Raw genomic sequence first — 22,964 nt, forward strand, 5'->3', positions numbered from 1 at the left:
CATGCAGATGCGGTTCAGGCTTAGCACCATGATGTTTCTGGAGTTTTTCATCTGGGGCGCCTGGTATGTGACGGTAACAACCTGGGTAAGCCAGACACTGCACTTCAATGGTGTGCAAACCGGCCTGATCGCCGGTACGACGGCAATTGGCGCCGTGCTTTCGCCCTTTATTGCCGGATGGGTGGCCGATAACCTGATGGCCGCGGAGAAGATGCTGGCGCTGCTGCACCTGATTGGCGGCGGGCTGATGTATGCGGCGTCTTTGCAGACAAGCTTCGGTCCGCTGTACGGCCTGGTGCTGGCGTATGCCGTTCTCTACATGCCGACGCTCGGTCTGGTGAACGCGATTGCTTTCCGCCAGATGACCGATCCGAAGTCAGAGTTTGCGCCGATCCGCGTGCTTGGAACGATTGGCTGGATCTGCGCGGGGCTGGTGGTGAGCTATGGGTTCCAGGCGGAGGCCACGGCGCTTCCGCTGCGGCTGGCTGCCGGCGCCTCGGTGGCGCTGGCGGTGTATTCCCTGCTGCTGCCCAATACGCCCCCGCAGGCGAAGGAACGCTTCAGCGTGGGCAACCTGTTTCCGGTGGAGGTGCGGCGCATGTTCCTGGACCGCAGCTTCCTGATCTTTGCACTGGCGTCGTTCCTGATCTGCGTTCCGCTGCAGTTCTACTATGCCTTCACCAATCCCTTCCTGGTGCAGGTGGGTGTGGCCAACGCCGCGGGCAAGATGACCTTTGGCCAGATGTCCGAGCTTGGCTGCATGCTGCTGATCCCGTGGTTCTTCCGCCGGCTGGGTGTGAAGTGGATGCTGGTGGCGGGCATTGCGGCCTGGGTGCTGCGTTATCTTTGCTTCGCGTATGGCAATCCGCAGGCGGGCATGTGGATGCTGCTGCTGGGCATCCTGCTGCATGGCATCTGCTATGACTTCTTCTTTGTAACCGGGCAGATCTATACGGACCGCAAGGCTCCGGCTGCGTATCGCAGCGCGGCCCAGGGACTGATCACACTGATCACCTACGGCGTGGGCATGCTGCTGGGTTCGTGGCTGTCTGGCCTGGTGGTGGACAAGTATGCCACGGCCGATGGGCACGCATGGAGGTCCATCTGGCTGGTGGCGGCGTCGGTTGCCGCCGTGGTGCTGCTGTTCTTCCTGGTGGCGTTCAAGGAAGAGAAGACGGCTGACGCGTAAGTTGGATGGGAAAGCTCAAAAGGCCCGCGATTCTTCGCGGGCCTTTTGCTTTGTGACCTCAGCGGCTAAAGCCGCGTTGGGATGGAAGTTGCGGCACGGCTGAAGCCGTGCACTGACGCATCACCTTCGAAAAGCCCCATGCGGGGCTCTTCACTTCGCTTCGCTCCTGTCGAGAGGACAGTGGCTTTTGCTGGTTATGCCAGTGCTGCCTTGCAGTAGGACAGGCACTTGGCGACTTCCTTCACCGAGTCTGAACCCTCGGGGATGGGGTACTCCAGTTCGATGGTCGCCGGGAACTTGTAGCCTTCCTTCTTCATCAGCTGCAGCGCTTCCTTGATGGGCGTGTCGCCCTCGCCGAAGGGCATGTTGGCTTCGCCGTGCTCTTTGTTCTTGCGGTCCTTGACGTGCATGCTGGTGATGCGGGCGTGGTTCTTCCTGATGAACTCGATCGTGTCTGTGTTGCCGGCGGCGGTGTAGTGGCCGATGTCGAGGTTGATGCCGTTGTAGGGCGACTGCGCCATGGCTTCGTCCCAGGTGGTGGGTGTGGCCTGCAGGTGGGCGTGGTAGCCCATCATCATCTTGTACTTGGACGCAAACTCGCCGATGCGCTTGGTGAGCTCGGGCTTTCCGTCGGGCATCTCCATCGTGAGGTGGCTTGCTCCGCAGGCCTTGGCAGCCTTGAAGGCGTAGTCGAACTCAGCGTCTTCCATAGCCATGTTCAGCGTGATTTTGAAGGCATAGATCGAACAACCTGCATCGGCGTAGATCTTCTTCAGTTCCTCGTACTTGGACATGGGGACGGAGAGGCGGAACTTCTTGAGGTCTTCGGCATACTGCTTCATGGCGGCCTGCTGCTCGGGCGACATCTGGCGGGGGCCGGCGGCGCGCGATGCACTGGTCTGTGGAGCGTTGGCACCCGGACGATTCATCGCGGGACGCTTCGGAGCGCCTGCCCACTCTTCCTGGACGGTTTCAAGCTCGAGCGCGTTGATACCGTTTTCGACGGCGTACTTCAGGTCATCGAGGGCGCCGTTCTGGGGCATCTGGCGGTAGCTGTAGCTGATGACGCCGATCTGCACGCCGTTGATCTTTGAGTTGGGCTTGGTGGCCGCGAACAAACGCGCGGGGTTAGAGGCCAGGGCGGCAGCCACAGGCAGGCTCGACAAGGCCAGTTTGCCGAATTCACGTCGTGAGTAATGCATACGTCACTCCTTGGATAAAACGTCTGTTGAAGCCAACGAAAAGGGCCGCCTGCAGATTTGCGAAAGCGGCCCTTGTCTTTCCTGTCCTTCCCTATTGCAGGCGGAAGGCGTACACCATGTCTCCACCGGCGACCAGGATGTACTGGTGACCGTCCAGCGTGTAGCTTTCGGGAGCGTTGGTGGTGGAGATGTGGGTGTGCCACAGCGGCTTGCCGGTTGCTGCGTCATGCGCCACAAAGTTGTTGCGCGCGTCGGAGGCAAACAGGAGTCCGCCAGCCGTTGTGAGCAGGCCGTTCAAGCCACCGCCACCCGCGACTCCGGGATAACGATGCTTCCATGCCGGCTTGCCGGTCTTGTAATCCATGGCGACCAGATAGCTGCCCAGCGAGCCAACGCTGAGTTCGTCCTTACCCCCAAGGCCCATCGCTCCGCGAGGATCGGTGGTGGCCAGGTAGTACATGGCGTAGCTTTCCTGTGCGTGCGCATAGAACAGGCCGGTCTGCGGGCTGTAAGCCGGAGGCGGCCAGTTGACGATGCCGCCGTTGGCCGGCGAGACCAGAGCGCCGCCAAGGTCGAAGTCCTTGGCCGGGTCACGATCCGGAGCTCCGTTCTTGTCCAGCGTGTCCTTCGCCCAGTTGGGCGAGTCCACCAGCTTGCTGGTCAGCAGATGCTCCCCGGTCAGACGGTCCAGAACGAAGAAGTAGCCATTGCGGGCAGCGGTCAGCACCAGCTTGCGGGGCTTGCCATTGAAGGTGCCGTCCACGATGGTGGGCGTCTGCGTCGAATCGAAGTCATGGGTGTCGTGCGGCGAGGTCTGGTAATACCACTTCATCTTGCCGGTATCGACATCGAGCGCGACCAGCGAGCAGGTATAGAGGTTGGCGCCGGGTCCGCGAAGCTGCGAGGTGTAGGCAGCGGTGGGGTTGCCGGTACCGAAGATGTAGAGGTGTGTCTCCGGGTCATACGAGCCCGGCACCCAGACGTTGCCGCCGCCGTGCGAGGCTGCGTCGAGGTTCTTCCAGGTGTCGAGACCGGGGTCGCCTTCCTTCATGGGAACGGCGTACCACTTCCACTCCACGTCGCCCGTCTCCGGGTTGAAGGACTGCAGGAGGCCGGGCTCGTCCAGATCGTTGCCGGTACCCACAAGGAGGTGGTTGCCAATGACGATGGGCGCCATGGTGGAGAAATACTGCAGGTCAAAGGAGGCGATCTCCTTGTGCCAGATCTCCTTGCCGGTCGAAGCGTCCAGGGCCACGAGGTAGTTGTCCGGCGTTTCGAAGAAGAGGCGGTCATGCCACATGCCCACGCCGCGGTTGCCGATGTGGGTGCCGCCACGGGTCTTCCAGAGGAAGTGCCACAGCTCGTGACCGTCGTATGCGTCCAGGGCCCATACATTGTCTGGCGAGGTGACATAGAGCACGCCATTCACCTTCAGGATGGCGCCCTTCACGGTGCCCATGGGAGCTTCAATGGTGCCCACGCCGCCAACGGTTGTGGGCGGAGCGGCGGCAGCCTGCATGAAGCTACCGGGCGCCGCGGAGGGCGGAGCCGATCCCGGAGTGAGACGCTGCATCCAGGCCAGCGTCAGCCCATGCACGTTGGTCTTGTTGATCTCTGTCAGCGGACTGAAACGTTGTCCGCTGTAGTCGCCGGAGTAGGTTGGCCAGCTATCGGGCTTGGGCTTCAGAATATCGGCCGGATCGAGCCACGCCTTTTGCGCAAGCGCGGGGGCCGCGGACATGGCCGCAAGTGCAATGGTTCCCAGTGTCTTCAGTACGCGCATCCAAAGTCCCCTTTATTTCAGCGTCACCAGATAGGCGGTAATGTCGTGGATTTCCTTGTCCTTGATCGTGCGGAACATGGCGCGATGCGCGGCAAGGGGATCGTGGATCTCAACCTTCGGAAGATCGTTCTCCCGCAGGAAACGGTGCGCCAATCCATCGTCCGTCGTGATCTGAACGTAGAAATCGTCAATGGCGTCGAGCTTGCCGGTCACGGCCGGCCCCTTGGACGGGGTGACGGTCGCGGTTACAGGGGGAACATTCAGCTTCACCGCCGAAGCGGCTGCCGGGCCACGACCGGCGCTGATGCCGGGCATGAGCCAGGCCTGCTGCATGGCGCGGGGATCCGTAAACTTGGCGGAGAAACCAGCCAGATCGCCGGTGACCGAGTGGCAGGAGCCGCAGAGCTTGGTGAAGGTGTCTTTGCCGGTATTGGCGTCCCCCACCACAATATTGATCTTCTCAGTGATGACTGCGCGGCTGCTTACCTTCAGGCTGTGGAGCCAGGCAGCTACGTCGGCAACCTGAGAGTCGGTCAGATCGATCTTCGGCATGCCACGGTCGGCGCGGGCGCCGTGCACGATGGGAGCAATCAGCTCACCGCTCTTATCCTGCAGCACGACTTCCGAGCGCAGCAGGTTCGGTCCGACCGATCCGCCGCCTGCATCGGAACCGTGACAGAAGGCGCAGTTCACACCGAAAGCAGCCTTGCCGCGATCCAGCACCTCCTGCGGAGCTTTCGGGCGGTCAGGATAGGCTACAAGACCTCCGCGGGCCCCCGGGCCCGGGGCTGGAGCGGCCTGTCCGCCGTGCTCGGCGCTGGGTGCAGCCTGCTGGGCCGCGACGTGGAGATTGTCAGCGCACAGCCATATCAGCAGAGGCACCGCTGCCGCAAAACCACCTAAAAGGGCGCTTCGGCGAAGTTTCGTGTGGAAGATCGTCATTGGCCAACCTTGTCGTAGTGTGTTTCGAATCAAAATCCAGGTCCATCATTCCGCCCGCTGTATCGTGGGCCATTCCAAGAACGATACAAGACCGCCTTCTTGTGAGCGCGTTCTTTTATAAATGACTCAATCTGTCCTTGGGAAGTGGTTTCTTCCGGGTTCTTCGACGCATGAAGCGAAGAAATAGACGCAGAAGAGAAACCGAATCCTGAAATTAATTACAAATTCTTAGATAAAGCCACCTGAGGGCTCAGCTTCACACGGGGCTCATTTCATTTCTAAAGCATTCCTTAAAGAAAACCCCCTCCAACGCTCAATGAGGGACAGCCTCTTCTCTGCCTTCTTGAGAAATGTCCGTCAAGAAATGCTTCTGCGGGCCGATGAGGGTTCCTGAGGGCGCTGGACTCGTATCGGTCTTCAGCGGAATGGAGCGGCGGACGTGAATCTGCAGAAACTTACGATCAAACAAAAACTACTGACCTCCTACGGGATCATGATGGTCCTCCTGGTGTTGCTGGGCGGCCTGTCGATCTACAAGATCAACAGCCTGGGCGATGCCATGTGGGAGGTGGGCGTCAAGGACTCCTCCAAGATGTTCAATGCAGGCATGGCCAATGGCTACTCCACCGAGATGCTGGCGGCAGGCCGTCTCATCATGGTGCGGGAGTTGTTGAATGACCAGGAGGGCCTGAAGAAAGCTACACAGGCTTACGAGACGAATGAAAAGGCCATGCGGGATTCAATTGCGACCATTCTGCAACTGGGTGTCTCCGCGCAGGGCCGCCCTATTCTGGATGCCGCCAGCGCGAAGCTTGACCGGGCGGGCCAACTTTATCCGCGTTTTCTGCAGATGGTTCATGCGCACCAGGTAAAGGAAGCAGCACAATTTGCGGAAAACGAGTTGGAGCCAGCGCTGCTGGACGTAGACTCTGCCGGGACCACGATGCTGGGCCGTCAGCGTGTGGTGATGGAAAAAGCCAATAAACAGGCAGAGCAGGAGGTTCTGCTCGCTCGCTGGATCATTGGTGGCCTGCTCCTTATCGGTGCTCTTGCCTCTGTTTTGATTGCGTACGTGGTTCGTGTGCTGGATCGCCAGTTGCGCCATGCGGTGCGTGAGCTCTCAGAGGGTTCTGACCAGGTGACGGATGCCTCGGTTCAGGTTGCCTCTTCCAGCCAGCACCTGGCGAAGGACACCTCTGAACAGGCGGCGATGATCGAGGAGACTTCGGCCTCCGCCGAAGAGATCAATTCCATGGCGCGGCGCAATGCTGAAAACTCTGACCACTCCACCATGCTGGTGGGCGAAGCCGTCCGCCACAGCGACGATGCCAACCGCGCAGTGGAACAGTGCGTGGAGGCGATGGATGCGCTCAGCGAGTCGAGCAGCCAGATTGCCAAGATCATTGAGGTGATCGACAAGATCGCCTTCCAGACCAACATTCTTGCGCTGAACGCAGCCGTGGAAGCTGCTCGCGCGGGTGAAGCCGGCATGGGCTTTGCTGTCGTCGCCGAAGAGGTCCGCAACCTGGCGCAGCGTTGCGCCCAGGCCGCGCAGGAGACTGCTGTGCTGATCAAGCGCTCTGTGGACAACACCGCTGCCGGCCGCGAGCGGATGACGACATTGGTGGATTCGGGCCGCAAGGTCAACGAGGTCTTCACGCGCATCAAGGTGATGATCGATGAGATTCGCCTGAGCAGCCAGGAACAGGGCAAGGGCATTGAACAGATCAGCCGCGCCATTGGCCGCATGGAACAGGGCACGCAGAAGAACGCAGCCAACGCGGAGGAAAGCGCGGCTGCCGCGGAAGAGCTGAACGCCCAGTCCGATGCCCTGCGAGCTGTGGCCCAGGACCTGGCACTGATGACCGGCCTGGAGGTGGACGGGCGCACGCGCCAGCTTGCCACGGCAAAGAAGCGTCCCACAGCCCCTGCCGTGAAACCGATGACGGCAGGAGGCAGCAACTATGTCTCACAGAAGCTTGCCACCGCATCCGTAAGCAGCGCAGACGCCAACTTCACCGACTTCTAACCGCATGGGCGGATGGCGCACTCAACTTGCAGCGCCATCCGCCGATAGATCGAGTATCCGGATTCCTCTCAGGAGCAATTTCATGGCAACCAAGACAAACAGCCGGGCGGTGCAGGTGGGGCTCGATACGTCGCGCAAACATCTCATCTTCTCCCTGGGCGATGAAGAGTTCGGCATCCAGGTGCTGAACATCAAAGAGATCATCCAGATGCAGGAGGTCACGGCCGTTCCCAAGACGCCGGTCTATGTGAAAGGCGTGATCAACCTGCGCGGCCAGGTGATTCCTGTCCTTGACCTCTCGGTGCGCTTCAGCATTCCACAACGCCAGTACACGGCCCATACCTGCATTGTGGTGGTCCGCCTTGCTTCACCGATGGGTGAGCGCCTGATTGGCGCGGTGGCCGATGGCGTCAGCGAGGTTCTTTCCATCTCCGAGGAAGATATTGAGCCCAGCCCTGACTTCGGCAATGGCACCGCTGTTCCTTACCTGCTGGGCATGGCAAAGGTACGCGGCAGTGTAAAACTGCTGCTCGACACGGACAAGGTCTTCTGTATCGAGAACACAGCAGACCTCAATTAGCACGTACAACCGCGGTTCTCTACCAGGGATAAGAACAATGTCGTCCAAGCAGAAAACAACACCGATTGTTGAGCAACTGGCCGCAAAGCTCGATGAGCTGGGCACGCTTTGGATGGTGGATGGTCCGGGATCGCTCACCGAACAACGGCTGATTCAACTGGCGGCACTTGCGCAGAAGGATCCCGCCTTTGCCGCTGTGGCCAAGCATGTCAACGCACTGGCCAACGAACGGTCGAAAGGCAAACTTATCGCCGAGGAACCCTTCACCGCGCTTCATGCACTGATGCGTGGCGAGACCGAGCCTGAGCCAGTCGTCGTCTCTCAGCCTGTCGCTGAAGTTGAGGAAGAAACCGGAGAGTGCGACGACAATAGTGCCTTTGACGATGATCCGGAGATGCTGACTGGCTTTGTCACCGAATCGCAGGAGCACCTTACGGCCATCGAAGAACAAATCCTCGCGCTCGAGCGCGATCCGTCCCAGATGCCCGCCGTGCATGCTGTCTTCCGCGCCTTCCACACCATTAAAGGACTTGCGGGATTTCTTGGATTGAAGAGCGTGCAGAGCGTAGCGCATGAAGTAGAGACACTGCTGGATCACGCGCGGAACAGCCGTGTGCGGATCAGTGTTGAGATTGTCGACCTGGTTCTTGAAAGCTCTGAGTACCTGCAGGGCGAGGTCAACCGCATCCATGCAACGCTCAACGGAGCAGCACCGGGTAAGGCGAAGAACAATCGTTCCCTGCTGCGCACGATTGCCGACGTCACACAACGTGCCCTTGCGGGAGGCAGCGCCCCTGTTGCTCCGGAGGTGAAGAGCGATGTTGCTCCAGTTGTTGATGTGCCCGATCCGCAAGCCGCCGATGTTGCGGTACCGGCAAAGATGGCGGAGCCTGCACCCTCCCTGGCGGAAGAGCCCGTATCCGTACCTGCGGAAGCGGCGGCTGTAAAAGAAGATGTCCAGGCCGAGCCCGCGGCGAAGGCTGTCGCGAAGAACGAACCGATCTCCGCATCGATCCGCATTGACACCACAAAGCTTGATCAGTTGATGGACATGGTTGGCGAGATGGTGATCGCCCAGTCGATCCTGAGCAACAACCCATGCGTTGCGAACAACCGCGATGCACGCCTGGTGGGTGACCTGGCACAGCTTGCACGCATCACGGGCGAAGTGCAGCGGCGTGCCATGAACATTCGCATGATGCCGATCGGTCCGCTGTTCCAGAAGAATGCCAAGCTGGTGCGGGATCTTTCGCGGCGGCATGGCAAGCAGGTGGACTTGATTATCTCCGGCGAAGGGACGGAACTGGATAAGACGATCGCGGAGGAACTTTCCGATCCGTTGCTGCACATGATCCGCAATGCACTGGACCATGGCATTGAAACACCGCAGGAGCGCATTGCGGCGGGCAAGAGCGCAACGGCAACGCTTCGGCTTTCCGCCGAACATGAGTCCGGCAAGATCGTTGTCTCTATCTCCGACGATGGCCGCGGGCTGGATCCCGCAAAGATTTTCCGCAAGGCGGTAGAGCGCGGGCTGGTGAGTGAAGATGCACAAATGAGCGATGAAGACATCTTCCAGCTGATCTTCGCCCCAGGCTTCTCGACCGCGGAAAAGATCACCGATATTTCCGGCCGCGGTGTTGGCATGGACGTGGTGCGGAAGCATGTCGAGACGTTGCGTGGTCATATCCAGATTGAGTCTGAGCTGGGCAAAGGAACCACCTTCTATATTCATCTTCCGCTGACGCTGGCCATCATTGAGGGTCTGGTTATCGTGGTGGGTGATCACCGGTACATCATTCCTGTTTTTTCTGTCCGCGAGATGCTGCGGCCCACGGGGGAGATGCTGGTCCGGGTGCAGGGCACGGAGGAGATGATCCTGATGCGAGGCAATCTCTACCCGCTTGTCCGGCTGCATCGGCGCTTTGGCATCCGGGCGGCGTCAGAGGATATCTGCGAAGGCCTGGTAGTGGTGTGTGAAGGTGCGGGACGCCAGTTCTGTCTGCACGTCGATGACCTTGTAGGGCGGCAGGAGATTGTGATCAAAAGCCTGGGCGAAAGCTTCAGTAACCAATCCGGCCTTACCGGATGCGCCATTCTTGGCGACGGCCGCATTGGCCTGATCCTGGATGTTGTACAGATTTTCAGAATGCCGAATGCAAGCGGCGAGGAGGCAGCATGAGTGCATTTACATCCGTTGGAGACTTGAAACTTTCCTCAAAGGATTTTGACCGTTTCAGAAAGCTGGCTTACGACTACTGTGGTCTTGCAATTGACACGGGCAAAGAGAGCCTGGTCGCCTCGCGATTGACCAAGATCATGCGCTCACTGAACATCACTTCGTTCTCTGACTATTACGACTATGTGGTTCGTGACAGCTCAAGCGATGCGCTGGTTGCCATGATTGACGGGCTGACCACCAACTACACGAACTTCTTCCGCGAGCCGAAACACTTCGAGTTTCTGACAGCGACGATCTTTCCCGCGTTGGCCAGCCGCAGCGAGTTCACGCTGTGGAGCGCGGCCTGTTCCAGTGGTGAGGAGCCGTATTCGCTCGCCTTTGCTGCACAGGAATTTTATGGAAACGGTGGACCGCGCGTCAGCCTGCTGGCGACGGACATCTCCACCAAGGTGCTGGCGCGCGCGCAGGATGGCACCTACAACGAGAAGTGCTTTACACAGGTGCCAACAGAAATGTTGCGTAAGTATCTGCAGCGGGGCATAGGACCGGCCTCCGGGAACTACCGTGTGAAACAGTTCATCCGTGAGACCATCACATTCCGCCGACTGAACCTGATCAAACCATTCGAGAATTTTGTCGGCAGCTATCCGTTGATTCTCTGTCGCAATGCCATGATCTACTTCGATATTCCGACGCAGCAGGACCTTGTCGACCGCTTTCACGAACGTCTTGAGCCGGGTGGTTACCTATTTGTCGGCCATGCCGAGAGCCTGAACAACCTGAAGCACAAATTCGAATACGTGCAGCCCGCCGTGTACAAGAAGGCCGGCTCACTGAAAAAACGCTAGGACATTCCGATGAACAGCTCGCCGATTCGCGTCCTGATCGTGGACGATTCCGCTACTGTGCGCAAAATTCTTTCCGATGCTCTGCGGAATGCTGCTGGCATTGAGGTTGTGGGGACCGCACCGGACCCTTATGTCGCGCGCGAAAAGATCCTGGCGCTTAAGCCTGATGTGCTCACACTCGACATTGAGATGCCGCGCATGGATGGTCTGACCTTCCTGAAAAAGCTGATGGAGTACAAGCCGATGCCGGTCATCATGATCAGCTCGCTTGGGCAGGCATCGTGCCATGCCACCATGGAGGCCTTCCGCCTTGGCGCTGTCGACGTGCTTGCCAAGCCGCATGGTCCTTACTCCGTGGGAGATCTGGCCAATACACTTGCCGACAAGGTCCGCTCCGCAGCCCAGGCGAACCCACGGGCTTTTGCACCGTCGCGAACGTCTGCGGTTTCTGCCTCCCAGCCTGCGGCAGGGAAAGCTGTCGCGTCATCGTTACCAGCGTTTGCATCGCGCCGGCTTATCGCGATTGGTGCCTCCACGGGCGGACCGCAGACGATTGCACACATCGTCAGCCAATTCCCGGCCGACATGCCACCGGTGGTGATTACGCAGCATATGCCACCTGTCTTTACCGCGCACTTTGCAGAGCGCATGAAGAAGACATGCATGATGGATGTTAAAGAGGCGCAAGACGGGGATGAACTCCGGCCAGGCCGTATTCTCATTGCGCCGGGTGACTTCCACATGACGCTGCAGCGTTCTGCGGCAGGTGCACGTGTCCGCATTGCCGGCGGCCCTCTGGTCTGCTTCAGCAGACCTTCTGTCGATGTGATGTTCGCGTCTGTTGCCCAGACCTACGCAGAGCAGGCCATTGGAGTGCTGCTGACGGGTATGGGGTCCGACGGAGCGCGAGGCATGCTGCAGATGCGACAAGCGGGAGCGACGACCATTGCGCAGGACGAGGCTACGAGCATCGTTTTCGGCATGCCAAGGGAGGCGATCCGTATGGGCGCCGCGACCTCTGTACTTCCCCTGGATCAGATCGCCTCGAATGTTCTGACACAGCTTACCCAACAGATCGCGCGAAAGAACCAACACGCGCGCTAGTTTCTTCTCCTCAAAAAAGAAACCCTCTCGCAAGAGAGGGTTTTTATCTGCTCCGGAAGGCGACTCAGCACGTCTTCACCCATGCCACCAGGATGCCTTCCTCCCAATCCATACGCGCATTCTGCTCTTCGAAGACCGGTTCCTGCGCCACCGGCGTGGTGAGGGCAAACGCGCGATCCTGGTAACAATGACCAAGTAGGTTGCCGCACACCATATTGGCGAGCTCGCCCATCACCTCGCCAACCTGCTTCTCAGTCAGATCAATTGGATCTTCGCACAAAAAATCAGAGGCAATGCGTATGGCGACGCTGTGCGGTGCACGTATGCCGAAGCGCCCTTCCTCCGGTCCATGAAAGGTCAACGTCCGCTCGACCCAGGACTCGTTCGCAAAGGTGTGTTCATCTGCCGGTTCCCCGGGAAGGATGAAGCACATCGACTCCATCACCTGGGCCATGGCCATTTCAAGATTGCTCGATAACTGTTCGACTGGCATCCCTATACCTCTACAAAGATTTCATTCAGCGCTGCTCCAAGAGTCTCCGGAGCAAAAGGCTTGGTGACATATCCTTTGGCACCCAGAGCGTCCATGCGGCGCATGCGTTCTTCGCTGCGGTCGGTGGAGATGACCATGACCGGCATCAGGGAGAGCGTGTCATCCTGCGACATTTTCTCAAGCAGCTCCTCACCATTCATGCGTGGCATGTTGATGTCGGTCAGGACAATGTCTATGGGTTCAATCCGCAGGATATCCAGGGCTTCCAGACCATCGTTGGCCTCAAAGCACTCCTGCGTCTCGAAGTTCGAGAGCATAAGGACTCTGCGAATCACCTTACGCATCGCCGGTGAATCATCGACGATCAGTACGTTGCGTGTCATACGTTGCGTTTCCTTTCCTGGGCTGGCACAAGCTCGCGCTCTCTTCCACCGTGCGAGATCACGACTCTGCCTGAACTGACATCCATGTGAACGGTCCGCGGGTCTTCTCCGCCGACATCTTCGTGGTGAACCATCACACCGGCCTTCCACAGAATTTTTCTGGCGGCAACATGGTTTCGCTTGCCGATCTGGAAGACGTCGTTGGTGCCAAGCACCTGTGCTCCGCCAATCAGAGCGACCTTAAGTCGCTGTTTGACGGCTCCCAGCTCGTACGACATGCGGAAGAAGGTTGGAATCCCGCTGTCGGCAAACATGTAGGGCCTGGTACGTGCGCGCTCCGGATCGGTTGCTGAGTCCGGAAGCATGAAGTGCAGAAGTCCTGAGACGCCTGCAACCGGGTCGTAGATCGCGACTGCGATACACGAACCCAGTGCGTGTGTCGCAATGACTCCTTGCGGGTCTGCGGATACGACGCAGTCGCTGATTCCTACGGTCATGAGAGATCGGGTATTCAAGGTCACGGTTTCGCCCAGATGTATTTCCGTCTTGAAGTCATTCGAGATCTTTATCGGCGATGGAACAGCAAACATGAGTGTTGAGTTTTCGCTGTTATTTCAGGCGCGCGCCTCAACTTCTGCGTCAGGCCGCCGATAAGCTCACCAGTCGCATCAGCGACATGCGAGCGAATCATGGACATCCTCTTGGTAGACGACAGCAAGACTATGCGCCAGCTGGTAAAGCGGGCACTACGCCAGGCCGGCTACGAAAACCTGCAGATTGGCGAGGCCGGAAATGGTGCTGAAGCTCTTGGCATGGTGCAGGCCGAACAGCCAAGACTTGTGCTCTCGGACTGGAACATGCCCGAGATGCTGGGCATCGACCTGCTGAAGCAGGTTCGCGGCGGCAACTGCGAGGTTCCCTTCGGTTTCATCACCTCGGAATCCTCCGACGACATTCGTGAAGCCGCCATGAGTGCGGGCGCCTTCTTCATCACGAAACCTTTTACTCCCGAAAGCATTGATGCGGCCCTGTCGCCGCACATGAGCAAATAGCCATGTCAGGACCAACGGCATTCTCATTCACGCATCTGTTCTCTGACCTGGTGGATCGCCCCGTCAACTTTTCCGAGGCGAAAGCGCTTCCGGCAGTCGAGGCGAAAAAGGTCTTTGGCATCTACGAAACGTTGCCGGCTGGACGGCCAATCATCGTCCGTGCCGATCTGCCTTTCCTTGCCACTATCGCTGGCCTTCTGATCGGGCTTCCGGCAGCCACGGCGATGGAACGCGCTTTATGCGACCCGATGGATGATGCGATTCGTGACGCGATTTACGAAGCGCTCAATATCTGTTCGACATGCCTGTGTGGCGATGAACGCGTGTTGTTGCGCAGCATGACTACCCACAGCAACGCCATTCCTCATCCTGCTTCCGAGCTGCTTAAGAAGTCCACCTACGCCAGCAACTTCAAGGTTGTCATCTCCGGAAAGGACTGCGGTTTGCTCTCCGTTCTCGGAGCGTACTAGGCCACAGGAAGCCACCTTCACCATGCATGTACAGAACGCAATTCAGGATGCACTGAGCACACTGACGGGATGTTCCGTCCAGATGTCAGAAACTGGCAGCGACAGCTTTCCCGTCGAGCTGCATGCCGTTGTTGACTTCAACGGATCGCCCTCCGGGATGATCCGCATTGAGCTGAGCCAGGCCACGGCTGACAGGCTGAGCGCTGCGATGCTTGGCTTCGATGATCCCAGCGAAGTGGACGACGAAGAGATGCGCAATGACGCCATCGGAGAGATCGTCAACATTATCGCCGGCAAAGTAAAAGCCCTGCGCGGCAAGACAGACGCGGTAATGTCCATGCCCGTCGTCAGCACAGAACAGACGGATCGCCCTGAGCTTGGACACGACAACTTCAGCGCCACCTTTGTGCTGGGGGAAGATGTCATCCGCGTCAGCACGGGATGGGATCATCCCGCCGAACGATAAGGCCTGTCGCAAAACGCATTTCCACACATCGCAAACGAGAGCCTGTCATGTCTATTCGTAACGTATCTTCGTGTCTTTTTTTCTTGATCATCCGTTGCATCTTGTCCCCGGAAGCTTATGCACAGCCTCCGGCCAGGCATGCGCCCGCGCAAAAATCGGCGGCGACTTCAACGGTCGTCTACGCAGACTATCCTCAGAAGAAAGGGAAGGTGCAGGCGATTCAATGGAGCTTTTTACCGGCGTGGCTTTCCTTTGATATGGAGGTGCGCGACCGTGGCGAGTACCAGAATGCTTTCAGTGCCACGAAGGGAGAGCGCGTCTATAGTCTGACGCGCGTTCGTGGCGGCATGACAATTCGTCCTGCGCGATTCCTCTCGCTCTATATGCAGTTTCACGACACGCATGCGCTTGGCCAGCCGCTTGATCTTGTCTCCGCCAATATGCGCGATGGATTCGACCTGCGCGTGGGCTACCTTGAGTTCCACCGTAGGAACCTCCAGTTGCTTGTTGGGCGACAGGATCTGAAATTTGGCAGCGAGCGTGTGATTGGCGTCAGCGATTGGACCAACAACGCACGCTCTTTCGATGCGATTCTGCTTGGGATTGGTGGATTGAAGAATCGCCTGAATATCTTTACCAGCTCGGTGGTTGCGGTTCACCCTACCTCGCTGGATACGCACGGGAACGGCCTGAACTTTCATGGTGCATACGCATCCCTGCAGTCCGTTGTTCCGGGAGCAAGGGTTACGCCGTTCGTGCTCATCAAGGCGATTCGCACCGTATCAAGCCAACAGAAGGTGAATGGAAACGAACTGGAAACCACTTTCGGCTCAGAAATTGAAGGAAAGCTGCCTGCACACTTCAGTTATCAGGCTATGGGCACCCTGCAGCGTGGCAGCTACTCCAACAACTCCATCCATGCGGGCGCCGGATTTGCGAAGCTTTACTACTCCATGCCGAAACTGCCGCTACAGCCGCGCATGGGCGCCGAGTACGATTACGCCACCGGCAACCCACACCGTAATGCGTACCGCATCAGCACCTACGACAATCTATATCCCAGCAACCACAACATCCATGGCCTGGTAGACCAGTTTGGTTTCCAGAATATCCGTATGGAGCGCATCCACCTGGACCTGCGCCCTACGACAAACCTCTCACTCTTATTGCAAGCAGGACAGCAAAGCCTGGCAACCCGCATGGACAGTGTCTATAGCAGCGGTGGATCCGCCTCCATCAAAGCGCCAGCGAAAGGCTTTGCTCACAGCAACCTTGGAAACACGATGGACCTGACGATTAAGTATGTTTACCGCGAGTCCGTCGTGGCAAACCTCGGTGTGGGCCATCTGTTCCCTGGCCAGGTGCTGAAAGACAATGGCCGTGGAATACCACAGACCATTGCCTATGCCGGACTGACCTATCGCTTCCGCATGGAACGCAATCCATCGAAGGAGTAACTACATTCTGCAGATGAGTAGTTCTCTTTCGTAGATCATTTCTGGGGGGAGGTGGTCATGGAGGAGGAGGAAGAGTTGTTCGTGTCCCATGACCTCCTCGGTCCAGGCCTGGTGGTTGACCTCCTGCAGTTGGTCGAACTGGGTTTTGCTGAACTCCAGGCCTTCCCAGTGCATGTCGTCGTAGCGCGGGGTCCAGCCGATGGGGGTTTCGTCGCTGCCTACCTTGCCTGTTGCACGGTCAACGATCCACTTCAGAACGCGCATGTTCTGGCTGAAGCCGGGCCACAGGAACCTGCCCTGTTCATCCTTGCGGAACCAGTTCACGTGGAAGATCCTCGGCGTCCGCTTCAGCTTCTTCTGCATGCGCAGCCAGTGACGGAAGTAGTCGCCCATGTGGTAGCCGCAGAACGGAAGCATCGCCATCGGGTCGCGGCGCACCACGCCCAGCTTGCCCGCCGCGGCGGCCGTCATCTCCGAGCCCATCGTCGCTCCGGCGTAGACTCCGCTGGACCAGTTGAAGGCCTGGTACACCAGCGGCATCGTCGTTGCCCTGCGGCCGCCGAAGATGATGGCCGCGATGGGCACGCCCGCGGGGTCTTCCCATGCCGGGTCGATCGACGGGCACTGCGATGCGGGCGCGGTAAAGCGGCCGTTGGGATGTGCCGCAGGTGTTGAGGACGCGGGCGTCCATGGCTTGCCCTGCCAGTCCAACGCTTCGGCGGGTGGCTCGTCCGTCATGCCTTCCCACCACACGTCACCCGTTGGCACACCGTTCTTCGTGATCAACGCAACGTTGGTGAAGATGCTGTTCTTCTTGAGCGTGGCCATCGCGTTCGGGTTGGTCTTCGCGCTGGTGCCGGGTGCGACGCCGAAGAAGCCGGACTCAGGGTTGATGGCGCGAAGATGGCCCGTCGCATCAGGCTTGATCCACGCGATGTCGTCGCCCACCGTCCACACCTTCCAGCCATCGAAGCCCTTCGGAGGGATGAGCATGGCGAAGTTGGTCTTGCCGCAGGCCGAGGGGAAGGCCGCGGCCACGTAGGTCTTTTCGCCTTCGGGAGACTCGACGCCGAGGAGGAGCATGTGCTCGGCCATCCAGCCTTCATCGCGCGCGATGTTCGAGGCGATGCGCAGGGCGAAGCACTTCTTGCCCAGAAGAGCGTTGCCGCCGTAGCCGGAGCCGTAGCTCCAGATCTCGCGCGTCTCCGGGAAGTGAACGATGTACTTGGTCTCGTTCTGCGGCCACGGTACATCCTGCTCGCCCGGCGCAAGCGGTGCGCCCACGCTATGCATGCACGGCACCACGCGCTTGAGGTCCTTGTCGATCTCCGCGAAGACTGGCTTGCCGATGCGCGCCATGATGCGCATGTTCACCACCGCATACGCTGAGTCGGTCAGCTGCACGCCGATCTGCGAGAACGGAGATCCGATGGGGCCCATCGAGTACGGCAGAACATACATCGTGCGGCCCTTCATCGAGCCGCGGAAAAGCGACTTCAGCTTCTTGCGCATCACGAAGGGGTCTTTCCAGTTGTTGGTCGGGCCGGCGTTGTCCTTCGACAAGGAGCAGATGAAGGTGCGGTCTTCAACACGCGCTACGTCGCTGGCAGAAGACCGCGCGTAGAAGCAGCCAGGCCAGCGCTCCTCATTCAACTTCAAGAACGTCCCCGCAGAGACCAACTCCCCGCACAGACGGTCATACTCCTCCTGAGATCCATCCACCCAGTGAATCCCATCAGGCTGACACAAATCCACCATCTTCTCCACCCAACGGATCAAATGACGGTTGTGGGTCGGGATCTTCGCTTGCTTATGCTCCAACATCGGCCTCCGGTGACACTGTTCATTGTTCCGTCTGAAGAAGGAGCGTGGCGGGAAAAACAGTATCGCTACTGTTGCGCGGGTGACGGGAGTTGCCGGGGTACTTTACCCTGCTTGGGCTGAATCTCCGTTTGAGGTTGTTGCTGTGAAACTACGTGTCACCTTTGCCCTGCTCGCCTTCTCGTTCTTTTTCGCGAACGCACAACAGACGCAGAACCGGCAAGGGACGGCTGACCTGGGGATGCAGGACGGCATTCGCCGCGGGCCGGGAATGAATGCCGCCAGCGTTGGCGACTACAGCTACCACAACAACGCCGTGCCGCATCGCAAGCGCGTGCTGGCATGGATCGATGTGAGCAACGGGTACCAGCACGACTCGATTTCACATGCCGTAGCCACGATTGAGCGGCTTGGTTATGAGACCGGCGCCTACGATACGTTTATCCGTACCGACTCAAAGATGATCACCAAGGGGGCAGTGAACGGGAGCGATGGAAAGCCTTTGCTCTATTCCAAAAACCTGAATGACTACGATGCGATCTTCTTCTTTGGGGTGCGCGAGATTGATCTGACACCGGAGCAGCGCGCCGACCTGTTGTCGTTTGTACACGATGACGGCAAGGGCTTTGTGGCGGCACATGCCGGTGCGACTGCCTTCTTCTCGTGGCCAGAGTTTGGCGAAATGCTGGGCGGCCGGTTCGATGAGCATCCGTGGGGCATTACCGAGGCTCCGGTGATTGTGGAAGACCCGAAGTTCCCCGGTATGACAAACCTTCCGGCATCGTTCGCTCACATTGACGAGTACTACCAGATCAAGGATTTTTCGCGGAGCAAGGCACGTGTGCTGCTGCGGCTGGATGTGTCAGGGCTGGATAAGAACATGCCGCTGGTGCATCACAAGGATGATGACTTCCCGCTGGCGTGGGCGAAGATGTATGGCAAGGGACGAGTTTATTATTCGGCCCTGGGGCACGACCCCAGCACATGGGACGACCGTGTAGTGCAGCAGATGTATTACGAGGCGATTCGCTGGGCGTTGAAGCTGACAGATGCAGAGCTTGCACCGCGGGCGTTTCCGGCTTCCAAGTAATTCTCTCTGATTGTTTTGCGGCCCTTCATGCGGCATGTCTGAAGCCGCGCCTTAAAGGTCACGAAGACAGACCGAGCTGGCGGTAAAGCGCGGTGAAGCGATGGTCTTCGCGGACATTGTCGAAACGGGGATCGATGCGGATGGTGACCAGCTCGAAGCAGCGGTCCTGAAATGCTTCTGCGAGACGCTCAAAGCCCTCGTCCATTCTGCCCAAGGCAAAATGGATCAGTGCCAGCTCAAACGGCGAGATGTAGCGACGCGTTGACAGATCATTCAGGTCACGGAGAAGACGCAGCGCTTCCTGCTTTCGTCCGGAGATTGCATAGGTCCTCGCCAGTGCACCGACGACACGCGGGTTGGGCGGTGCGAGCTCGATGGCGCGCTGAAACGCGGCGATGGCCTCCTCCCATTCTTCGCGCTGTTCCTGCACCAGACCAAGTGTCCAGTAGGCGGCGGAGAAGTGCGGATTCTGTTCGATGGTGTAATCGCTCTGCTCCAGCGCCAGATCGTATTCGCGGCGGAAATGATGGATCTGCGCGAGGTCGCGCGAGATAATCGACGACACAGGATCAAGACTCTGCGCCATGGTGACCTCCTGCAGCGCCTCATCCAGGCGGCCCAGCGGAACCAGACAGGACATCGCGTACCAGTGGTGTGCGGTCGAGTTACGAGGACTGAGGCGGATCGCTCGCCGGAACTCCTGCTCTGAGCCGTCCCAGTCCCAGTCCTGCACGGCCTTTACGTGCGCCAGCGAGGTATGGGCGTCGCTGCATTCCTCGTCGAGAAGCAAAGCGTGCGCGGCGTTCGAGGCCGTCTTGGTCCAGATTTCCATGGGGGCAGAGACACCGTAGTTCGCCATGAGCAGTTGTGCGTCCGCCATGCCGGCGTATGCCTGGGCGAAGCCGGGGTCTTCTTCAATGGCCTTCTGGAAGTACTCCATGGCTTTGCGCAGGCCACCTTCGGTACGCTGACTCATCTGGTAGCGACCCTGCAGGTACATATTGTTGGCCGCCAGGCTGCCGACCTTGGAATGGAGACTATTGCGGCCGTCGCCTCCTACGAGTTCCGAGCGCAATGTCTCGGCGACAACGGAGGCGACCTCCTCCTGTACCTGGAAGGGAGCTCCGCGCTTGCGGTCGATGACGTCAGACCACAGAATGGAACCGCGCATGGCGTCGCCGATCTGCGTGGTGATGCGCCAGATATCATTCGCCTTGCGAACGCTGCCGCTGACGACGAGCGCCGCTGACGGCGATCCGGAGGGCTGCGGCGCATTGCTGTCGATGACGACGATTGAGCCGACCTTCGAGAGGGCGTGCACGATTTCACTGGCGAGGCCGCGGCAAAAATATCCCTCGTCTCCGGAAGGACTGCAATCCTCAAAGACCTGCACGGCAACGGTGTTGCGGCTAACCAGCGCAGGAGCCAGGGAACGCCTCTTCGGTGTGTGCTCAACCTTACGGAAGGTGGGTGCGTACCCACCCTTCGGCAGCTCAATGACGAGTTCGTCCGCCTGCCCTTCTTCCTGGTAGTAGGTCACCAGGCGCATGCGCAGACGTCTGGCCTGCACGCGGACGATCGGGTCCATGCGCGGGTCGAAGCTGGATTCCTTGCCAAAAACATCGACGCCAACGGGATATTCCTTGAGCTGGTCGCCACGTCCTGCAAGCGTCTCCTCCACGATGAAACTGAGGAAGCGCTGGAGGCGGTCGCCCTGGCGGAAGGCCTTGCTGGCAATAATCTTCTGCAGCTCCTGGCGAATGGCGTCGTCGAAGCTGGTGGTCTCGTCGGTGGTTTGCGGTTTCACAGGCACCGCACGATAGTACACAACCTTTTGAGAACGGTGCCAGCAGATTAGGTTGCCGTAAAACGCCGACCGTGCCAACACCGTAACACTGTTGAAGCCAACAGGAAGCGGCACCTAGAATCCATGCTCTATGGTTCTGAAAATCGAAGACGCCCCGATCGCACCCGCAAAACCGTACGGCCACGTTTTGACGAAAACTCCTCCACCCCCGAAGGAAGGCTATCGCATTGCCGCCTATCAGCTGGTGGACTACCTTGAGCTGCTGGGCGTCGAGGTGGTTTTTGGCCTGTGCGGCCACACGGTCATCGCCATGCTGGATGCGCTGGGGAAGAACCAGAAGGTCAGGTTCATTACCACGCGTCATGAACAGACCGCGGCCCATGCGGCCGATGGCTACGCACGGGCCTCGGGAAAGGTGGGCGTGGTGCTGAGTCACCTGGGGCCGGGACTGACGAACGCGGCAACCGGAGTCGCGAATGCCGCGCTGGATTCCGTACCGATGGTGGTCATCGCGGGCGATGTGCCTTCCTATTACTACGGCCGCCACCCTCATCAAGAGGTAAACCTGCATGCGGATGCCGACCAGAGCCAGATTTACCGGCCGTTCTGCAAGCGGGTCTATCGCGTTGACCGCGTGGAGGATCTGCCACGCGCCGTGGAGCGCGCCTTCTACCTGGCACAGTCAGGACGCCCGGGACCGGTACTGGTGGATGTGCCGATGGACATCTTCTCGGCCGACCTGAAGGAAGGCTCGTTCTCAAAGACACCGCCGAAGCTGAGCAAGCAGGCCATCGATCCCGAGTCGGTTGAGTACATTATTGATGCGCTGGCGAATGCCGAGCGCCCTGTTCTGTACGCCGGGGGGGGCGTACTTTCTTCGAAGTCCACGAAGGAACTGCAGCGACTGGCGGAGGCCCTGGAACTGCCGGTGGCCCATACGCTGATGGGCAAAGGCTGTATGCCGGAAGAGCATCCGCTGCTGATGGGGCAGACCGGCTTCTGGGGCATCCCGGTCTCAAACGAGATGTGCCGCACAGCCGACCTGATCCTGGCGGTGGGCACGCGGCTGGCCGAGGCGAATTCGAGTTCGTGGGAGCCGGAGTTCACGTTTGATTCGCCGCGACTGATTCACATTGATATCGATCTTGCCGAGATTGGCCGCAACTACCAGACGGAACTTGGCGTGATTGCGGATGCGAAGGTGGCGCTGACCTCACTTGCCGATGCTGCCCAGGGCCGAGAGCACAAGCCGCGCCCCGGCATGCGCGAGAAGATTGCCACAGGCCGCAAAGAATTCAGCGACCTGTGGGCCGAGGAGTGGAGCTCTGACCAGTATCCGCTGCGGCCGGAGCGGATACTTTCTGAGCTGCGCAAGGCTGTTCCGGATGACGGCTTTATTGTGACCGACGTGGGATGGAACAAGAATGGTGTGGCGCAGCAGTTCAAGTTCCCTGTTCCCGGGACCTTCATTACGCCCAGTGGACTGGCAACGATGGGTTTTGGACCTGCGGCGGTACTGGGGGTGAAATATGCCCAGCCCGAACGCGTGGCGCTGGCGCTGATTGGCGATGGCGCCTTCAGCAGCAATCCGGGAGTGATTGCCACGGCGATGGAGGCAGGGCTTCCCTGTATCTGGCTGGTAATGGACAACTCGGCCTTCGGTACGATTGCCGGCCTGGAAAAGATGCATTACGGCTGGAGCTTTGGCTGCCTGTTTGAGTGCAATGGCGAGACCTATAACGTGGACTACGCCAATATCGCCCGGTCGTATGGCGCGCGCGGCGTCTATATCAAGTCAGCCGCGGAGCTGGGACCGGCGCTGCGCGAGGCGATTGAATCCAAGATGCCGACAGTGATCCAGGTGCCCATGGAGAACGCTCCTACGCCGACGCCAGGCCACTGGAACATCAATGACATTTACCGTAATGGTGAATAACTGCCGAGCCAACGCCTCCGGCATGGCAGTGCAAGTCTCCTAACGACCATTGAGCGGAAGATCGATCTCGATCTTCCGCTTTTTATCTGACCCCAGCGGTTGAAGCCACATTCTCTATTGCACAGGTGCG

The 22,964-nt window shown here is 59.0% G+C and carries 20 protein-coding genes; 12 read left to right on the plus strand and 8 right to left on the minus strand.

Annotation, left to right across the window (positions count from 1 at the left end; all coding sequences use genetic code 11):
- Window positions 1-7 precede the first annotated feature (7 nt).
- On the plus strand, window positions 8-1,189 hold the full coding sequence (locus tag OHL13_RS09600) for an MFS transporter (protein ID WP_263409907.1): 1,182 nt from the start codon (window positions 8-10) through the stop codon (window positions 1,187-1,189).
- Between the two features lie 194 nt (window positions 1,190-1,383).
- On the opposite strand, the gene OHL13_RS09605 is transcribed toward OHL13_RS09600, so the two are convergent.
- From OHL13_RS09605 to OHL13_RS09615, 3 genes are all read right to left on the minus strand, one after another.
- Entirely contained in the window at window positions 1,384-2,391 is a 1,008-nt protein-coding gene (locus OHL13_RS09605; protein WP_263409908.1) for a sugar phosphate isomerase/epimerase family protein, read from the minus strand.
- Window positions 2,392-2,482: 91 nt separating this feature from the next.
- Complete coding sequence (locus tag OHL13_RS09610; protein ID WP_263409909.1) at window positions 2,483-4,174, minus strand: acido-empty-quinoprotein group A; 1,692 nt, start codon at window positions 4,172-4,174, stop codon at window positions 2,483-2,485.
- Window positions 4,175-4,186: 12 nt separating this feature from the next.
- On the minus strand, window positions 4,187-5,116 hold the full coding sequence (locus OHL13_RS09615; RefSeq protein WP_263409910.1) for a c-type cytochrome: 930 nt from the start codon (window positions 5,114-5,116) through the stop codon (window positions 4,187-4,189).
- 439 nt (window positions 5,117-5,555) lie between these two features.
- Here OHL13_RS09615 and OHL13_RS09620 point away from each other — a divergent pair, with 439 nt between their 5' ends.
- From OHL13_RS09620 to OHL13_RS09640, 5 genes are all read left to right on the plus strand, one after another.
- Window positions 5,556-7,145, plus strand: coding sequence for a methyl-accepting chemotaxis protein (locus OHL13_RS09620; protein ID WP_263409911.1), 1,590 nt, complete (start codon window positions 5,556-5,558; stop codon window positions 7,143-7,145).
- A gap of 82 nt (window positions 7,146-7,227) precedes the next feature.
- Window positions 7,228-7,725 carry a chemotaxis protein CheW gene (locus tag OHL13_RS09625; protein ID WP_263409912.1) on the plus strand — a complete coding sequence of 166 codons (498 nt, stop codon included), beginning with the start codon at window positions 7,228-7,230 and terminating at the stop codon, window positions 7,723-7,725.
- 37 nt (window positions 7,726-7,762) lie between these two features.
- A complete protein-coding gene (locus tag OHL13_RS09630; protein ID WP_263409913.1) occupies window positions 7,763-9,907 on the plus strand; it encodes a chemotaxis protein CheA in 2,145 nt (714 codons plus the stop codon).
- Entirely contained in the window at window positions 9,904-10,755 is an 852-nt protein-coding gene (locus OHL13_RS09635) for a CheR family methyltransferase (protein ID WP_263409914.1), read from the plus strand. The genes OHL13_RS09630 and OHL13_RS09635 overlap by 4 nt, the downstream gene beginning before the upstream one ends.
- 9 nt (window positions 10,756-10,764) lie before the next feature.
- Complete coding sequence (locus tag OHL13_RS09640) at window positions 10,765-11,859, plus strand: protein-glutamate methylesterase/protein-glutamine glutaminase (RefSeq protein WP_263409915.1); 1,095 nt, start codon at window positions 10,765-10,767, stop codon at window positions 11,857-11,859.
- Window positions 11,860-11,923: 64 nt separating this feature from the next.
- Here the strand turns inward: OHL13_RS09640 and OHL13_RS09645 are convergent, their stop codons facing one another.
- The 3 genes from OHL13_RS09645 to OHL13_RS09655 are packed head-to-tail and all read right to left on the minus strand — an operon-like array spanning window position 11,924 to window position 13,232.
- Window positions 11,924-12,352 (minus strand): chemotaxis protein CheX, encoded by a 429-nt coding sequence (locus tag OHL13_RS09645; protein WP_263409916.1) that lies wholly within the window; start codon window positions 12,350-12,352, stop codon window positions 11,924-11,926.
- 2 nt (window positions 12,353-12,354) lie between these two features.
- The gene (locus OHL13_RS09650; protein WP_263409917.1) at window positions 12,355-12,735 is read right to left on the minus strand and encodes a response regulator; all 381 of its coding nucleotides are present in this window, start codon (window positions 12,733-12,735) and stop codon (window positions 12,355-12,357) included.
- Window positions 12,732-13,232, minus strand: a complete 501-nt coding sequence (locus tag OHL13_RS09655; RefSeq protein WP_263409918.1) for a chemotaxis protein CheD — start codon at window positions 13,230-13,232, stop codon at window positions 12,732-12,734. Before OHL13_RS09655 ends, OHL13_RS09650 begins: the two co-directional genes overlap by 4 nt.
- Window positions 13,233-13,424: 192 nt before the next feature.
- Between OHL13_RS09655 and OHL13_RS09660 the strand changes: the two genes are divergently transcribed.
- The 4 genes from OHL13_RS09660 to OHL13_RS09675 all read left to right on the plus strand — a co-directional run bounded on the left by OHL13_RS09660 (window position 13,425) and on the right by OHL13_RS09675 (window position 16,180).
- Entirely contained in the window at window positions 13,425-13,787 is a 363-nt protein-coding gene (locus tag OHL13_RS09660; protein ID WP_263409919.1) for a response regulator, read from the plus strand.
- A gap of 2 nt (window positions 13,788-13,789) precedes the next feature.
- Window positions 13,790-14,257 (plus strand): hypothetical protein, encoded by a 468-nt coding sequence (locus tag OHL13_RS09665; protein WP_263409920.1) that lies wholly within the window; start codon window positions 13,790-13,792, stop codon window positions 14,255-14,257.
- 22 nt (window positions 14,258-14,279) lie between these two features.
- Entirely contained in the window at window positions 14,280-14,723 is a 444-nt protein-coding gene (locus OHL13_RS09670) for a chemotaxis protein CheX (protein ID WP_263409921.1), read from the plus strand.
- Between the two features lie 209 nt (window positions 14,724-14,932).
- The gene (locus tag OHL13_RS09675; protein ID WP_263409922.1) at window positions 14,933-16,180 is read left to right on the plus strand and encodes an alginate export family protein; all 1,248 of its coding nucleotides are present in this window, start codon (window positions 14,933-14,935) and stop codon (window positions 16,178-16,180) included.
- On the opposite strand, the gene OHL13_RS09680 is transcribed toward OHL13_RS09675, so the two are convergent.
- Window positions 16,181-18,004, minus strand: a complete 1,824-nt coding sequence (locus tag OHL13_RS09680) for a phosphoenolpyruvate carboxykinase (GTP) (protein WP_263409923.1) — start codon at window positions 18,002-18,004, stop codon at window positions 16,181-16,183.
- Between the two features lie 142 nt (window positions 18,005-18,146).
- Here OHL13_RS09680 and OHL13_RS09685 point away from each other — a divergent pair, with 142 nt between their 5' ends.
- Entirely contained in the window at window positions 18,147-19,091 is a 945-nt protein-coding gene (locus OHL13_RS09685; RefSeq protein WP_263409924.1) for a ThuA domain-containing protein, read from the plus strand.
- A gap of 58 nt (window positions 19,092-19,149) precedes the next feature.
- Here the strand turns inward: OHL13_RS09685 and OHL13_RS09690 are convergent, their stop codons facing one another.
- Entirely contained in the window at window positions 19,150-21,012 is a 1,863-nt protein-coding gene (locus tag OHL13_RS09690) for a tetratricopeptide repeat protein (RefSeq protein ID WP_263409925.1), read from the minus strand.
- A 16-nt stretch (window positions 21,013-21,028) separates the two neighbouring features.
- On the opposite strand from OHL13_RS09690, the gene OHL13_RS09695 reads away from it, so the two are divergent.
- The gene (locus OHL13_RS09695; protein WP_263409926.1) at window positions 21,029-22,834 is read left to right on the plus strand and encodes a thiamine pyrophosphate-binding protein; all 1,806 of its coding nucleotides are present in this window, start codon (window positions 21,029-21,031) and stop codon (window positions 22,832-22,834) included.
- The last annotated feature ends 130 nt before the right edge of the window (window positions 22,835-22,964 follow it).

Origin of the sequence: Terriglobus tenax (assembly GCF_025685395.1) — a bacterium.
Taxonomy (GTDB): domain Bacteria; phylum Acidobacteriota; class Terriglobia; order Terriglobales; family Acidobacteriaceae; genus Terriglobus; species Terriglobus tenax.

Bases quoted from the DNA above. Each gene is read 5' to 3' on its own strand.
- OHL13_RS09615 (WP_263409910.1), bottom strand. From the start codon at position 5,116: ATGACGATCTTCCACACGAAACTTCGCCGAAGCGCCCTTTTAGGTGGT.
- OHL13_RS09680 (WP_263409923.1), bottom strand. From the start codon at position 18,004: ATGTTGGAGCATAAGCAAGCGAAGATCCCGACCCACAACCGTCATTTG.
- OHL13_RS09630 (WP_263409913.1), top strand. From the start codon at position 7,763: ATGTCGTCCAAGCAGAAAACAACACCGATTGTTGAGCAACTGGCCGCA.
- OHL13_RS09625 (WP_263409912.1), top strand. From the start codon at position 7,228: ATGGCAACCAAGACAAACAGCCGGGCGGTGCAGGTGGGGCTCGATACG.
- OHL13_RS09635 (WP_263409914.1), top strand. From the start codon at position 9,904: ATGAGTGCATTTACATCCGTTGGAGACTTGAAACTTTCCTCAAAGGAT.
- OHL13_RS09665 (WP_263409920.1), top strand. From the start codon at position 13,790: ATGTCAGGACCAACGGCATTCTCATTCACGCATCTGTTCTCTGACCTG.
- OHL13_RS09605 (WP_263409908.1), bottom strand. From the start codon at position 2,391: ATGCATTACTCACGACGTGAATTCGGCAAACTGGCCTTGTCGAGCCTG.
- OHL13_RS09650 (WP_263409917.1), bottom strand. From the start codon at position 12,735: ATGACACGCAACGTACTGATCGTCGATGATTCACCGGCGATGCGTAAG.
- OHL13_RS09695 (WP_263409926.1), top strand. From the start codon at position 21,029: ATGGTTCTGAAAATCGAAGACGCCCCGATCGCACCCGCAAAACCGTAC.
- OHL13_RS09655 (WP_263409918.1), bottom strand. From the start codon at position 13,232: ATGACCGTAGGAATCAGCGACTGCGTCGTATCCGCAGACCCGCAAGGA.
- OHL13_RS09640 (WP_263409915.1), top strand. From the start codon at position 10,765: ATGAACAGCTCGCCGATTCGCGTCCTGATCGTGGACGATTCCGCTACT.
- OHL13_RS09645 (WP_263409916.1), bottom strand. From the start codon at position 12,352: ATGCCAGTCGAACAGTTATCGAGCAATCTTGAAATGGCCATGGCCCAG.
- OHL13_RS09660 (WP_263409919.1), top strand. From the start codon at position 13,425: ATGGACATCCTCTTGGTAGACGACAGCAAGACTATGCGCCAGCTGGTA.
- OHL13_RS09600 (WP_263409907.1), top strand. From the start codon at position 8: ATGCGGTTCAGGCTTAGCACCATGATGTTTCTGGAGTTTTTCATCTGG.
- OHL13_RS09670 (WP_263409921.1), top strand. From the start codon at position 14,280: ATGCATGTACAGAACGCAATTCAGGATGCACTGAGCACACTGACGGGA.
- OHL13_RS09610 (WP_263409909.1), bottom strand. From the start codon at position 4,174: ATGCGCGTACTGAAGACACTGGGAACCATTGCACTTGCGGCCATGTCC.